Origin of the sequence: Bacillus sp. TH50, assembly GCF_016650565.1 — a bacterium.
GTDB classification, from domain to species: Bacteria; Bacillota; Bacilli; order Bacillales; family Bacillaceae_G; genus Bacillus_A; species Bacillus_A mycoides.
Window position 1 is genome coordinate 1,777,622 of record NZ_JAEKFM010000003.1, and the last position, 14,013, is coordinate 1,791,634.

General features: G+C 36.4%; 13 protein-coding genes and 2 riboswitches. Of the genes, 5 read left to right on the forward strand and 8 right to left on the reverse strand.

From position 1 onward, the window contains the following. Positions 1–11: 11 nt before the first annotated feature. Both metH and JFU23_RS09250 read right to left on the reverse strand, forming a co-directional pair. A complete protein-coding gene (gene metH, locus JFU23_RS09245; protein ID WP_016100612.1) occupies positions 12–3,410 on the reverse strand; it encodes a methionine synthase in 3,399 nt (1,132 codons plus the stop codon). Then, complete coding sequence (locus tag JFU23_RS09250) at positions 3,410–5,242, reverse strand: bifunctional homocysteine S-methyltransferase/methylenetetrahydrofolate reductase (protein ID WP_201031786.1); 1,833 nt, start codon at positions 5,240–5,242, stop codon at positions 3,410–3,412. Before JFU23_RS09250 ends, metH begins: the two co-directional genes overlap by 1 nt. A gap of 70 nt (positions 5,243–5,312) precedes the next feature. Next, positions 5,313–5,422: riboswitch (SAM riboswitch) on the reverse strand. A 202-nt stretch (positions 5,423–5,624) separates the two neighbouring features. After that, positions 5,625–5,738: riboswitch (SAM riboswitch) on the forward strand. A gap of 89 nt (positions 5,739–5,827) precedes the next feature. On the opposite strand from JFU23_RS09250, the gene metI reads away from it, so the two are divergent. From metI to JFU23_RS09270, 4 genes are all read left to right on the forward strand, one after another. Then, the gene (gene metI, locus JFU23_RS09255) at positions 5,828–6,940 is read left to right on the forward strand and encodes a cystathionine gamma-synthase/O-acetylhomoserine thiolyase (protein ID WP_002067146.1); all 1,113 of its coding nucleotides are present in this window, start codon (positions 5,828–5,830) and stop codon (positions 6,938–6,940) included. After that, positions 6,937–8,100, forward strand: coding sequence for a cystathionine beta-lyase (metC, locus tag JFU23_RS09260; RefSeq protein ID WP_201031787.1), 1,164 nt, complete (start codon positions 6,937–6,939; stop codon positions 8,098–8,100). Before metI ends, metC begins: the two co-directional genes overlap by 4 nt. 171 nt (positions 8,101–8,271) lie before the next feature. After that, positions 8,272–8,784, forward strand: coding sequence for a cysteine hydrolase family protein (locus JFU23_RS09265; protein ID WP_137057952.1), 513 nt, complete (start codon positions 8,272–8,274; stop codon positions 8,782–8,784). Positions 8,785–9,217: 433 nt separating this feature from the next. Beyond that, positions 9,218–9,508: an ArsR/SmtB family transcription factor gene (locus JFU23_RS09270; RefSeq protein ID WP_000894375.1), complete on the forward strand. Its 291-nt coding sequence runs from the start codon at positions 9,218–9,220 to the stop codon at positions 9,506–9,508. Positions 9,509–9,659: 151 nt separating this feature from the next. Here JFU23_RS09270 and JFU23_RS09275 read toward each other — a convergent pair whose 3' ends face one another. Together JFU23_RS09275 and JFU23_RS09280 are read right to left on the reverse strand one after the other, a co-directional pair. Then, positions 9,660–10,772 carry a class I SAM-dependent methyltransferase gene (locus JFU23_RS09275; RefSeq protein WP_201031788.1) on the reverse strand — a complete coding sequence of 371 codons (1,113 nt, stop codon included), beginning with the start codon at positions 10,770–10,772 and terminating at the stop codon, positions 9,660–9,662. Between the two features lie 9 nt (positions 10,773–10,781). Next, positions 10,782–11,411 carry an MBL fold metallo-hydrolase gene (locus JFU23_RS09280; protein WP_016092321.1) on the reverse strand — a complete coding sequence of 210 codons (630 nt, stop codon included), beginning with the start codon at positions 11,409–11,411 and terminating at the stop codon, positions 10,782–10,784. A 170-nt stretch (positions 11,412–11,581) separates the two neighbouring features. Here JFU23_RS09280 and JFU23_RS09285 point away from each other — a divergent pair, with 170 nt between their 5' ends. Further along, entirely contained in the window at positions 11,582–11,755 is a 174-nt protein-coding gene (locus JFU23_RS09285; RefSeq protein WP_002015138.1) for a DUF2759 domain-containing protein, read from the forward strand. Positions 11,756–11,835: 80 nt separating this feature from the next. Here the strand turns inward: JFU23_RS09285 and glcK are convergent, their stop codons facing one another. The 4 genes from glcK to rpmG all read right to left on the reverse strand — a co-directional run bounded on the left by glcK (position 11,836) and on the right by rpmG (position 14,007). After that, the gene (gene glcK, locus JFU23_RS09290; protein WP_002088641.1) at positions 11,836–12,819 is read right to left on the reverse strand and encodes a glucokinase; all 984 of its coding nucleotides are present in this window, start codon (positions 12,817–12,819) and stop codon (positions 11,836–11,838) included. Positions 12,820–12,868: 49 nt separating this feature from the next. Then, positions 12,869–13,069 (reverse strand): YqgQ family protein, encoded by a 201-nt coding sequence (locus tag JFU23_RS09295; protein ID WP_201031789.1) that lies wholly within the window; start codon positions 13,067–13,069, stop codon positions 12,869–12,871. Positions 13,070–13,173: 104 nt separating this feature from the next. Further along, the gene (locus tag JFU23_RS09300; RefSeq protein ID WP_002015142.1) at positions 13,174–13,752 is read right to left on the reverse strand and encodes a 5-formyltetrahydrofolate cyclo-ligase; all 579 of its coding nucleotides are present in this window, start codon (positions 13,750–13,752) and stop codon (positions 13,174–13,176) included. 105 nt (positions 13,753–13,857) lie between these two features. Continuing rightward, entirely contained in the window at positions 13,858–14,007 is a 150-nt protein-coding gene (gene rpmG, locus JFU23_RS09305; protein ID WP_001265616.1) for a 50S ribosomal protein L33, read from the reverse strand. Positions 14,008–14,013: the final 6 nt, after the last annotated feature.

Below are 14,013 nucleotides of genomic sequence, written 5' to 3' on the forward strand. Positions count from 1 at the left end.
CCCCTTCTACACTATAGTACACTAAAATACCTTGCCTCAGGGTGAGAAAATACCATAGCCGTTACAGACGCTTCTGGCTCCATCATAAATCCTTCTGTTAATGAAATACCAATTTCTTCTGGATGAATTAAGCGAAATAATTTTTCTTGATCAGCAAGTTCTGGGCATGCTGGATAACCAAATGATACGCGTATTCCTCTATATTTCGTACGGAATCTCTCTTCCATCGTCAGTTCAGGTGAGTCTGGAATTCCCCAACGATCACGAATGAGCATATGTGTTTTTTCAGCAAGTCCTTCTGCTAATTCAAGTGCTAACGACTGAATTGCATGACTGCGTAAATAATCTCCCTTCGCCTTCCATTCCTCTGCAATATCTCGAACCCCTTCTCCAACGGTAACAGATAAGAAAGCGACATAATCCATCTCATCTCCAATCGGGCGTATATAATCTCCTAAAGTACGGTATGGTGCTTTCCCTTGTCTCGGAAATTCAAATCGCTCTATAATACGTGTGTGATCTTCCGGATCGTATATAATTATATTTTGTCCATCACTTTGCGCCGGGAAAAATTGATACACCGCTTTTGGGCGTAACCAAGATTGTCCTTCTTGTAATAATTCATCAATTAAATCATTTAGCTCATGTGCTCTTTTATCCCCTTCTTGCAAGAGTTTTTTTACGTTTCCTTTTAACCCAAGATGGTGTCCAATTAACATTTGTCTATTTAAAAACGGTGCAAGATGAAGGGCAGGAATATCCCGTAATACAACTCGTTTCGTCGAATCTGGCACTATAACAGTTGCTTTTGGCAACGGCTCAATAACTGCGGGAATTTCTATTTTTTTCTCCTCTTGTTTCACAATATGAAGATGGCGTTCCTTTTTATCTCGCTTCATCTTTTCACGTTCTTCTTCTTTTTGTAATTTGTTAATAATATCAAGACCTGTCATTGCATCACTTGCATAACATACGAGCCCTTTATAAGATGGAGAAATACGATTATCTGTAAATTTCCTCGTTAGTGCTGCACCACCTACAACAATTGGAATATCAATATTGGCTGCTTTTAAATCTTCAGCAGTCGTTACCATTTGTTGTGCGGATTTTACTAACAAACCAGAAAGGCCAATAATATCAGGTTTCTTTTCTTGTACTTCTTGAACAATTCGATCCGAACGAACATTAATTCCTAAATTAATAATTTCATATCCGTTATTTGATAAAATAATTTCAACAAGGTTTTTCCCAATATCATGTACGTCTCCTTTAACAGTCGCTAATAATACTTTCCCTTTTTTTGCACTCTCACTAGATTCCATATGTGGCTCTAAATAACTTACGGCAGCTTTCATACTTTCAGCACTTTGCAATACTTCAGCAACGATAAGCTCATTACCATTAAATAATCGCCCCACCTCATCCATTCCTGTCATAAGCGGCCCGTTAATAATATCCAGAGGTTTTCGCCCTTCTGTAAGCGCGAGACTTAGATCTTCTTGTAGTCCTTGCTTCGTACCTTCTACAATATAATTTGCCAGTCGTTCGTCAAGTGTTAGCGTTTCTTGTATAACGACATCTTTCTTTTTGGCAACACGATAAAAGTTTGTAAATTTTTCTAACGTCTCTTTCGTCGTTTCAAATAATAATGCATCCGCAAGACGTTTTTCTTCCTCTGGAATTAACGCATAGCGTTCTAATTTTTCCGTATTAACAATCGCATAATCTAATCCTGCTTTCGTTGCATGATATAGAAAGACAGAGTTTAATACTTCACGTCCAGCTGGTGGTAAACCAAAAGATATATTACTCACACCTAGAATCGTTAAACATTCTGGTAACGCTTCTTTAATAAGACGAATTCCTTCTATAGTCGCTGCCGCTGAACCTATATATTCTTCATCACCTGTTCCTACAGGAAACACAAGCGCATCAAAAATAATATCAGATGGGCGTATACCATACTTCTTCGTTAGTAATTCATAGCTTCTTTTAGCAATCTCTATCTTTCTTTCTGCACTAACTGCCATACCATCTTCATCAATTGTCCCTACAACTATCGCAGCACCGTATTTCCGAAGAAGGGGTGTCACTTTTTCAAAACGTTCTTCTCCATCCTCTAAATTAATAGAATTGATAACACCTTTTCCTTGAATATAAGTAAGAGCTTTCGCCATAACATTTTCATCTGTTGAATCAATCATAATCGGTACTTTTAACACTTTCGTAACTTCTGCCAAGAATCTTTCCATATCTTCTATTTCATCACGATCAGGGTCTGCCATACAAATATCAATAATATGAGCATTTTTCTTCACTTGCGCTCTTGCCACTTCAGCAGCCTCTTCAAATTTCCCTTCTGCTACTAATCTTTTAAACTTACGCGATCCAATTACATTCGTCCTTTCTCCAACAAATAAAGGCCTCATAGAATCATCGTATTGCAACGCTTCTAGTCCACTAATTCCATGTCCAACCCTTTCATGATGCTCACGAGGATTAATCGAGGCAAGCGCCGATTTCATTACACGTATATGTTCTGGTGTTGTGCCACAACAACCACCAATAATATTAATCCATCCTTCTTCAGCAAAACGTTTTACTTTTTCAGCAAGTGACGCTGGAGATTCGTGATAATGCCCATCTTCATCAGGAAGACCAGCGTTTGGATAACACGAAATATAACACTCCGATAAATCAGATAGGGAACGTATATGTTCCCTCATAAATTCTGGACCAGTAGCACAGTTTAATCCAACCGATAATGGCTTCATATGCTCTACCGATAAATAAAAGGCTTCGATCGTTTGACCCGCTAAAGTCGTTCCCATCGGTTCAATTGTTCCAGAAATCATAATAGGTACTATTTTGTTTAGTTCTTCAAACGCCGATTGAATTCCAATGTACGCAGCTTTCACATTACGCATATCTTGACTCGTTTCAACGAGTAATACATCAACTTCTCCTCTTAATAGTCCTCTCGCTTGCCTTGTATAGGCTTCAATTAACTCTTCAAAAGTCACACCACCTGTAACACTAATCGCTTTCGTCGTTGGTCCCATCGCTCCCGCAACATACACTTCTTTCCCACTTTCTTTAACTGCTTGCTTCGCCAAAAGCGCTGCCCTTTCGTTTAACTCTTCATCTAAATGAGACAATGCATAATCACTTAATACAATATTTGTTGCACCAAACGTATTCGTTTCAATAATATCTGCTCCAGCTTCAATGTAGACTTTATGAATATTTAAAATAACATCCGGTCTTGTTTTTACTAAATATTCATTACAACCTTCGTATTCTTCTCCTCCAAAATCTTCCGCTGTTAAGTCTTCTTGCTGGATCATCGTTCCCATTGCACCATCTAATATTAAAATTTCATGTTGTAATCTCTCTTCTATTCGTTTCATCAATTAATACCTTCTTTCACTTCTTGCTTTTCTCTCACATATTTCACGAGATGTTCTGTAATTTCATATTTTAAAAACGGTGTAATAAGATAAATACCGTTAAAGTATTTCATCGCCGCATCGATCAACTCTTGTGAAATACGAATCCCTTCCTCTATGGCTGCCTCTTTCGTTTCATGTCCATCCATTCTTTGTCTTATCTCTTCAGGGAGAGTAATACCCGGCACTTCAAAATGAAGAAAATCTGCGTTCCGCTTACTTACTAACGGCATAATTCCAATAAAGATAGGTTGTTCCAAATGCTTTGTCGCTTCATATACTTCTTCTATTAAAGCAACATCATATATCGGCTGCGTTAAGAAATATTCAGCACCAGCATCAATTTTTCGTTCCATTCGCTTGACCGCTGCTTTTAAATGCCTTACATGAGGATTGAATGCACCTCCGACAGAAAATCTTGTTGCCGGACCAATTGATTTCCCTAAAATAGAGCGACCGTCGTTCATCTCTTTAATCATTTTAATGAGCTCTATCGATGACAAATCATATACAGAAGTTGCACCTGGGAAATCACCAACGCGCGCTGGATCACCAGTTAAAGCTAGCACTTCCTCCATACCTAATGCTGATAATCCAAGTAAGTGAGACTGTAGTCCAATGACGTTATGGTCTCTACACGTTAAATGCGTCAATACTGGAATATCATGCTTCGTTAATAATGCACCCATAGCCATATTCGAAACACGAGGAGATGCTAATGAATTATCTGCTAGAGTAATAGCATCCGCTCCAGCCCTTTTCAGTGCTCTTGCCCCTTCAAAAAAACGCTGCGTGTCTAACGTTTTCGGTGGATCTAATTCCACTACAACTGTCGTTTGTTTCTTTGCCTTTTCTGCTAGAGTAACATGAGCTCTCGAACGCTTCTCATGTGTATGGACCACTTTAGGCCTTTGAATCGTCTCCTTTGCTATTACAGGTGCAACATTTGCAATAGCACGTTTCATTCCTTCAATATGTTCCGGGGTAGTACCACAACAACCACCTAATAAACGAATACCTTGTTCAATAAAGTTTGGTGTCATCTCTTCAAAATACGCTGGACTTCCCTCATATACGTAACGCCCTTCCACATAATTCGGGAGACCTGCATTCGGATATGCTGATAAATAGCCATTTTGAGGAATCGATATCATTTTGAAAGCTTCCGTCATGTGAAGCGGGCCTAGTTGACAGTTCAACCCAACAACATTGGCACCGTAATCTAAAAGCTGTTTTAATATTTCATTGACATCATTCCCATTTTGAGTCGTACCTGCCTCATGTAACGCTAACTGAGCAACAATCGGAATATTCGTTTGTTTACGCAATACTTTAACCGCATGCAATAATTCAAATTCATCATAAAAAGTTTCTAATAGTAATCCATCAACCTGTTCTTCTAGTAAAGCACCTGCCTGCTCAAGTAACATAAATTCTCGCTCTATATCAGTCGTTGTAACAGCACCAATATGTTTCATACCTCCAATTGTCCCTAAAATTGCATTCCGATCTGTTACTGATGCTTTCGCAATATTCACTGCCGCTTTATTAATTTGGACAACTTGATTCTCTAGACCATACATGCGGAGTTTCGCTTCATTCGCACCATACGTATTCGTTTGAATAACATCCGCTCCAGCAGCTACATATTGTTTATGGATCGATATAATTAAGTCCGGATCAGACAAATTCAATTCTTCAAAACTACTTTGTAAACCATGCGAATGTAATAACGTTCCAACCGCACCATCACCTATTACAATTCCTTTTGATAATAAATCTAGTAATTTCACGAATCTCCCTCATTTCTATCAATATAAAAACCCCCTCTTCACTTTGAAGAGGGGGACATAATTGTTCCTCCTCTTATTATGCAAAACACACGTTTTGCAGGTTTTAGCACCGTTTCAAACATTTAGTTTGAAGGTTGCCGGGTTTCACAGGGCCTTTCCCTCCACCGCTCTCAATAAGAGTTTGTCTTTATTATTTTATTTATGTAGCTAAAAGGAAATACGTTCCCCTTTTAACAATGTTTGTTAATTTTTTATAAATTTAGCACGCACTAAAATAAAAGTCAATGACACTTGCGGAAAAATAAAAATTATTTAAAATAAAGTTGCAATTCAGTTATCTTTTGTTGTAAAGTTAAAACCATAATAAAATTTCATACGAACATTCTTATCTAGAGAGGTAGAGGGACTGGCCCTTTGACGCCTCAGCAACCATTAACATTCATTCGTTAATAAGGTGCTAATTCCAGCAAATTGTGAAAGATTTGACAGATGAGAAGAAGACTCTATTCAATCCGAAAGCCTTCTTCTTAGAAGGCTTTTTTTATTTTCACTTAGTCGTTCACTTTAAAAAGGGGGAATTTTCACATGTCAACAATCGAAACAAAACTAGCACAAATCGGGAACCGTAGCGAAACTACAACAGGAACTGTTAATCCACCTGTTTATTTCTCAACTGCTTATCGTCACGAAGGAATTGGTAAATCTACTGGCTTTGACTATTCAAGAACTGGAAATCCGACTCGCGGTCTTTTAGAACAGGCAATTGCAGACTTAGAAAGCGGTGAGCAAGGGTATGCCTGTAGTTCAGGAATGGCGGCTGTTCTCCTTGTCCTTTCACTATTCCGTTCCGGAGATGAGCTTATCGTATCTGAAGACTTATACGGGGGAACATATCGTCTATTTTCCGAACATGAAGACAAGTGGAATATTCGATGTAGATACGTAGATACACAATCTATTAAACAAATTGAGCAAGCAATCACATCTCAAACGAAGGCTATTTTCATAGAAACACCGACTAATCCATTAATGCAAGTAACTGATATCGTAAGTGTAGCAAGTGTAGCGAAAAGGCACGGACTACTTCTTATTGTAGATAACACGTTCTATACACCTTATATACAGCAACCATTAACAGAAGGTGCAAACATCGTCCTTCATAGCGCAACTAAATATTTAGGCGGTCATAACGATGTACTAAGCGGACTTGTCGTTGCGAAAGGGAAATCTCTTTGCGAGGAGCTTGCTCATTATCATAATGCCTCTGGTGCTGTCTTAAGCCCGTTTGATTCATGGCTATTAATTCGAGGCATGAAGACTTTAGCACTTCGCATGAAACAGCATGAAGAAAACGCTCATGCAATTGTTGCTTATTTAAATGATGAAGATGGTGTGACAGATGTATTTTATCCAGGAAGAGGTGGTATGATTTCATTTCGCCTTCAAGATGAAACTTGGATTAATCCTTTCTTACAATCTTTATCCTTAATTACATTTGCTGAAAGTCTTGGCGGCGTCGAAAGTTTAATGACTTATCCAGCAACGCAAACTCATGCCGACATTCCAGAAGATGTTCGAACAGCACGTGGTGTGTGTAATCGTCTTCTCCGTTTTTCAGTCGGCATCGAAAATAGCAACGACTTAATTCAAGACTTAAAGCAAGCAATTAAACTTGTAAAAGAAGGTGTAAGAATATGAGTTATTCCATAGATACGCTTTTACTGCATAATCAATACAAGCATGACTCACACACAGGAGCTGTTAACGTTCCCATCTATAACACATCAACATTCCATCAGTTTGATGTAGATGCTTTCGGAAAGTATGACTATAGTAGATCTGGAAATCCAACACGTGAAGCTCTTGAAGATATCATTGCTTTATTAGAAGGCGGGACAAAAGGATTTGCCTTTGCATCAGGCATTGCAGCCATTTCTACTGCATTTCTCCTTCTTTCACAAGGTGACCATGTTCTTATTTCAGAAGATGTATATGGAGGTACTTATCGAATTGTTACTGAAGTTCTCTCCCGTTATGGTGTTTCACATACATTTGTTGATATGACCAATGTGGAAGAAGTAAAAGAAAACATTAAACCAAATACGAAGCTCTTTTATGTAGAAACACCTTCTAACCCACTTTTAAAAGTGACAGATATTCGTGCTGTTTCTAATCTTGCAAAATCTATTGGTGCTCTTACATTTGTTGATAATACATTTTTGACACCACTATTCCAGAAGCCACTTGACCTTGGCGCCGATGTCGTTCTTCATAGTGCCACAAAATTCATTGCCGGTCATAGTGATGTTACTGCCGGATTAGCAGTTGTAAAAGATGCCGAACTCGCTCAAAAACTTGGATTTTTACAAAATGCATTCGGCGCTATTTTAGGACCGCAAGATTGTTCTCTCGTGCTTCGCGGCATTAAAACATTGCATGTACGTCTCGAACATTCAGCTGCAGGTGCCAACAAAATCGCACATTTTTTACAAGAGCACTCTAAAGTTCAAAATGTCTATTACCCTGGATTACAATCACATCTTGGCTATAGTATTCAACAAACTCAAGCAACATCAGCTGGGGCTGTTTTATCTTTCACCTTACAATCCGAAGATGCACTGCGCCAATTTTTATCAAAAGTTAAACTACCCGTTTTTGCGGTTAGTCTAGGAGCTGTTGAATCTATTCTTTCATATCCAGCAAAAATGTCACATGCAGCTTTATCACAGGAAGCACGTGATGAAAGAGGGATTTCCAATTCATTACTCCGTTTATCGGTTGGTCTTGAAAATGTTAACGATTTAATATCCGATTTCGAAAATGCTCTATCTTATGTAGAAGAACCTATTAATGCATAGAGAGAAAAGAAGATATGAAATTAAGTTTTTATATCTTCTTTTTATGCTGTCTAGCATATTCATTTTAATGTTTCTCTTTCTGTTATAGTCCATAAAAAAATAAAAATGCATTATCTATTTCCAAGTAATGGACTAATTGATATATTAAGAAATAAAAAAGGGGTAAAAATAATGGATACTTGTGCAGATATTTTAATCGTTATCGATTTGCAAAATGGGGTATGTTATAGCGAAGAGCATTTATTCGATTTACAAAATTTACTTACAAAAGTAAATAAAAGAATTTCTTCATACAGAAAATCAAATAAACCAATCATTTTTGTTCAACATTGTGATGATGATTTGGTACCCGAAAAAGAACTTTGGGCTATTCATACCGATCTAGATGTTCAAGAACAAGATTTTTTTGTAAGAAAAACACATGCAAATTCATTTTATAAAACGAACTTAAAAGAGATTTTAGACCAATTATCTGTACATCGTATTGAATTTTGTGGTGCCCAAACAGAGTACTGTATGGATGCTACGATTAAATTTGCCCATGGACTAGGATACGAAAACTTCATGGTACAGAAAACAACCTCTACGTTAAATAATCCATTTATGTCCGCAAAAGAGACAATTAATTTTTATGAGAATATATGGAATCACAGATTTTTAAAATTGATACAAGATGAACTCTAGAATAAATGACTAATGACTTGATTATTCTAAGATGTATCAGTTACATCCAAACATTTCATTATCATCATAAAGAAGCTGATCATAATCAGCTTCTTTTCTTTTAACCTGTTATATATTCTATATATAACATTATAATTCCTTTGTCATATTATTTTAAAAATTTTGTATATTCATTTGAAAGAATAAGAAAATCATGATAAAATTGTGTTACGAATATATCTATATCTTTCAATTTTTGAAACGCATCAAAATTTTCACTCAAAAATGTCATTTTACAAAACTGTGCAAATTTATCTATTTTATTTACATCAGGGTCTCTTTTCTTACAATTTCTTTACTTTAGGACTTTTTTTCTGCAACAACTGTTTTCTTTTCTTTGATTTTTTGGTATGTATAGTATGGTATAACAGCTCACACGGAGGTGGAAAAGAACATGTTAGAAACCTTTCAAAAAGAAATAGAACTATATGAAAGCAATGCAGAATTATTGAAAGTGCTTGCTCATCCTGTTCGCTTATGTATTGTAAAGGGATTAATTGAACGTGGCCCAAGCAACGTTTCTACAATGTACACAGGCTTAAACATGCCACAATCTACAATTTCACAGCATTTAGCAAAGTTAAAAAGTGCTAAAATCGTTTCTAGTGAAAGAAAAGGATTGGAAATTTACTACAAAGTAGAAAACGAAACAATCATTCAACTCGTTCGCGTATTATTAGGTTAGGGACCTATAGACAGAGAAAAAGAGTGTATTCTATATTTTTCATCTCATATCTTTAATATAAATATATATCATGAGAGAAAATATATAATGCTACATAATTAAAAGTCGTATTAAAAAACAAGACACAGAAAATACTGTGTCTTGTTTTTTTTCATATTGTTAAATATTGATTCAAAAGTAAATTCTTCATATCTTTTGTGTGTATAACAACATCGAAAGCATTACCTAATCCTCCGTTCAAAATCATAGAGCGAATAGCTCTATTTAGTTTTTGAGTTTCAGAAAAAGGGTTGGTATCTTGATGGCTAGCAAGCTGATCTAATATTCCTGCTGCTAACAAAAACTCTGATTGCTTCCTATGCCATATCGTATTAATTCCTTGTAGCTCAAAATTCATCTTCAACTCATCCCAATGAACATGCGTAGTAAGGTCCATTTCTCCTGGATATGCAAGAGGATTACGAATTAGCTTGTGCTTATAATATCCTCTTAAACTTCCTTCACGATGTGCAGGATGCATCCATTCTTCTTTTGTATATCCATAATCAACTATAATACATATACCTTTCTGAAACCATTTCGCAATCTCTTCTATATACTCTTCCATTGCAATAGGCACTTCAAAGCGCTGTCCCTCAGCAATATGAATGTTATATTTCAATAAGTAACGACCGACTCTTTTCTCTATCGGTCTAAATACTTCTGTAAGGTTTCCCTCATCTGTATACGTGATACGTACTTCATACAAAATTCCATTTCTTTTCTCAACTATCTCAACAGGAAACGCATCAAATAATTCATTCGAAAAAATAATTCCTTCGAAAGACTCTCCCATTTCAATATAAGATGTATAATACGACACATTATCAAATAAGCAAAGCCTCTCCTGTTGTAGCCTTCTATGAAAAGGGCTCACTTCAATAATTGAATAGTTTAAATTGATAAAGGTTTCCGGAGATAATTGTTTCCATTCTTGTAAAACATCATAGGCAAACTTTCCTGTTCCCCCACCAATCTCACAAATATTTGGAAAAACTTCTCCCTTTTCAACAAGCCGAATAAAAAACTTAGCAAAAGTCTTCGCAAATACAGAAGATACATTGCTACTCGTAAAAAAATCTCCCTGTCTTCCAATTTTTTCACGTTCTCTCATATAATACCCATGTTCCTCTGCATATAATACGAGGTTCATATACGTACTATATGAAATCGAATGATCCTTTTCTTTTTCCATCCATTGTCTTAAAATGAGCTCCATCCCCATAATGACTCCTTATTGTAAAAATGGATTATTTTCTTTTTCAAATCCAATACTTGTTTCTGGACCGTGTCCACATAGCACTGCTGTTTCATCTGGTAATACAAATAGCTTCTCTTCAATACTTCCAATTAATTCAGCAAAACTTCCACCAGGTAAATCCGTTCTTCCAATACTCATTTGGAACAATACATCTCCAGAAAATACAGCATTCGCTTCTTTACTGTAATAAGAAATACTTCCTGGAGAATGTCCTGGTGTCTCAAAAATTTCAAAACTAAAAGAACCGATCGTTAATGTACCCTCTCCGTCAATAATATGATCTGCTGGTTTTGCTGTAATACTGCGGTTCATCATAAAAATTTGCGAGCCATTCACAGTTGCATCTCCTAACCAATCCGCTTCTTCTTTATGTACGTATACAGGAATATGAAAAGCGTCTCTCACGGCATCAACAGCACCAATATGATCAAAGTGAGCATGTGTTAATAAAACCGCAAGTGGCTTTAACTGCGCTTCCTGTAAATATGTAACAAGTTTCTCTCCTTCATGACCAGGATCAAAAATAATACACTCATTTTGATCATTCGTTAAAATATAAGCATTTGTTTGTAATGGGCCTAAAGGCATTTGTATCCATTTCATATGAAAATCTCCTCCAGTTATTTAATTTACTTTTAATGATACAACATTTCTTTCTCTTAGGAAAAGAAGGCGTGTCATCTCGACAATCATTTTTAAAACATGTACAATATAAAAGAGTAAATATTCTAAAAACTCATTCTAAGGAATGAGTAGACAGAGGAGGATATTGTATGGGCCTTGTTATTATTTTTACGCTAGTCACTCTGTTAGCTGTATTTGCTACGCTTAGAACACTTCGCGAAAAAAACTTATTCGCGGGCGGCTTCGCTATTGCAACCGTACTTGTTTTCGGATGGTTTACAATCATGACTGTTCTATATAATGGGTACCCACCAACAGCTTAATCCATTTACATTTTTATTCTCCAACAAGATCTTGCATAAAAAGAGGAAGGGGGCCCCTTCCTCTTTTCATTATTCACAACTTATATCATCTTCGCCTCGTATTTGTGCTTTTTTACAAGCCACGCTCCTCCAATTACACCTGCATCATTACCAAGTATTGCAATTGCTAACTTCGTACTCTTTACAGCACGAGAGAAAGCATATTGCTCGAAATAACGTTGAATTGGCTCTAATAGTGAATCTCCAGCTTTAGATACGCCACCACCAATTACGATTTTCTCTGGGTTCAACGTACTAGCAAGGTTCGCTACAGCTAATCCTAAATAAGAAGCTACTTTTTCCACTACTTCACCTGCTAGTTCGTCACCTTGTCCAAGCGCTTCAAACACATCTTTTGATGTAATAAGCCCTTCTTCTGCTAACATAGAACGTAAAACACTTTCTTTATCTGTCTCTTGTATTTGTTGCATAGCAACACGCACAATACCTGTTGCAGAGGCTACCGTTTCTAAACAACCCGACTTCCCGCAATTACATGGAAAAGCGTTCTCTGTAACAACTGTAATATGTCCAATCTCACCAGCAGCACCGCTTATACCATGTACAATCTCACCATTGGCGATAACACCACCACCAACACCAGTGCCAAGTGTCATACAAATTAAATCTTTTGCTCCTTCACCAGCACCTTTCCACATTTCACCAAGCGCCGCTAAGTTTGCATCATTATCAATAACAACAGGTAATCCCGTTTCTACTTCTAGTAAATCTTTTAACGGATAGTTTTTCCATCCTAAATTAACCGCTTCATAAATCATTCCAGATGCCACATGTACAGGACCAGGAGCTCCCATACCAATACCAATTAGCTTACTTTTTAATTCACCTAATTCTTCTAACTTTTTATCAATAGCTTTCGCTACATCAAGTGTAATATGTTTTCCTTGTTCATTTGTATTCGTAGGGATTTCCCACTTATGTAAAATTTCACCGTACACATTAATAAATGCTAATTTAATCGTTGTACCACCAAGGTCAACACCAACTAACCATTTCTCTTCCATGTTACGTACCTACCTTTATCTATTTCTTATTTATCTATTTCTTATTTATCTATTTCTTATTTATCTCTTTTTGAATTTCTTGCTTCAACAAAAATAAAGCTGTTTGATAGTCTAGTGGATCGATTAGCTGTGATTGATTTAATTCACGCAATTCATCTTGCATTAATTGTAAATCAGCGATTCGATCACCCGTATAAATAATCGTGCCAAATTTCTTTAGCAATTGCTGAATATCATAAATGGATATCATTTCATCACCCTTTATGCTCACTTACTATAAAAAAATTATAATAAGAAAACGTTCACATATTTTATTATAATCAAGAAGAAAAAGTCTCGTCAATTTTTATTTGTCTATACAAGCCCATTTATAACCATTGTTCCTTTTTCTGTAATAATTTTTTCTACATTTTTATCAAATGGCTCTACCGGAATATGTTTTACAATTTGAAAATCATAAGCTAATGATAGCGTTTTCCCTTTATAGTGCACGAGATAACGATCATAGTAGCCACCGCCATATCCAATCCGTTCTCCTCGGCGTGTATAAGCTACTCCCGGCACGATAAGAAGATCAATTTCACACGCATTCACTTCTTCCGTAAGTGCTGGAATCGGTTCACGTAAATTCATATATACTGTTTCTAATTGATTTAAATTACTAATTTGTCGAAAAGACATCGTTCTTGTCCCTTTATTACACTTCGGAACAACAATTTTCTTTCCTTCTTCCCAAGCTTTTTCGATAATAGGATATGTATTCACTTCATGCTCCATCGAGAGAGTGATTCCAATTGTTTTAGCTTCAACCCACTCTTTTTGTCCATACACCGAAACTGCAATTTGTTCCGATAAAGTTGTATACTGTTCTTCAGATAAAGAATTCATGTGTTCTATTATTTGTTTGCGTAAACGTATTTTCTCTTCTTTCACACACTTTTCCCCCTTGCAGTGACACTTTACTCTACGAAGATAGTGTATCACTTTTACGTAGGAATCGCATAAAAAAAAGAAACAGTAGGAAAATATTCCTACTGCTTACTTTGTTTCACGGTGTAACGTAGACTTCTTGTCACGCTTGCAATACTTTTTAAGCTCGATACGCTCAGCGTTGTTACGTTTGTTTTTCTTTGAGATATAGTTACGATCTCCGCATTCTGTACATGCTAGAGTAATATTCACACGCATTCTTAT

What these genes read in the sequence shown, in the direction of transcription:
- metH (WP_016100612.1), bottom strand. Translation starts at nt 3,410, where the DNA reads ATGAAACGAATAGAAGAGAGATTACAACATGAAATTTTAATATTAGAT.
- metI (WP_002067146.1), top strand. Translation starts at nt 5,828, where the DNA reads ATGTCAACAATCGAAACAAAACTAGCACAAATCGGGAACCGTAGCGAA.
- metC (WP_201031787.1), top strand. Translation starts at nt 6,937, where the DNA reads ATGAGTTATTCCATAGATACGCTTTTACTGCATAATCAATACAAGCAT.
- JFU23_RS09265 (WP_137057952.1), top strand. Translation starts at nt 8,272, where the DNA reads ATGGATACTTGTGCAGATATTTTAATCGTTATCGATTTGCAAAATGGG.
- JFU23_RS09270 (WP_000894375.1), top strand. Translation starts at nt 9,218, where the DNA reads ATGTTAGAAACCTTTCAAAAAGAAATAGAACTATATGAAAGCAATGCA.
- JFU23_RS09275 (WP_201031788.1), bottom strand. Translation starts at nt 10,772, where the DNA reads ATGGGGATGGAGCTCATTTTAAGACAATGGATGGAAAAAGAAAAGGAT.
- JFU23_RS09280 (WP_016092321.1), bottom strand. Translation starts at nt 11,411, where the DNA reads ATGAAATGGATACAAATGCCTTTAGGCCCATTACAAACAAATGCTTAT.
- JFU23_RS09285 (WP_002015138.1), top strand. Translation starts at nt 11,582, where the DNA reads ATGGGCCTTGTTATTATTTTTACGCTAGTCACTCTGTTAGCTGTATTT.
- glcK (WP_002088641.1), bottom strand. Translation starts at nt 12,819, where the DNA reads ATGGAAGAGAAATGGTTAGTTGGTGTTGACCTTGGTGGTACAACGATT.
- JFU23_RS09295 (WP_201031789.1), bottom strand. Translation starts at nt 13,069, where the DNA reads ATGATATCCATTTATGATATTCAGCAATTGCTAAAGAAATTTGGCACG.
- rpmG (WP_001265616.1), bottom strand. Translation starts at nt 14,007, where the DNA reads ATGCGTGTGAATATTACTCTAGCATGTACAGAATGCGGAGATCGTAAC.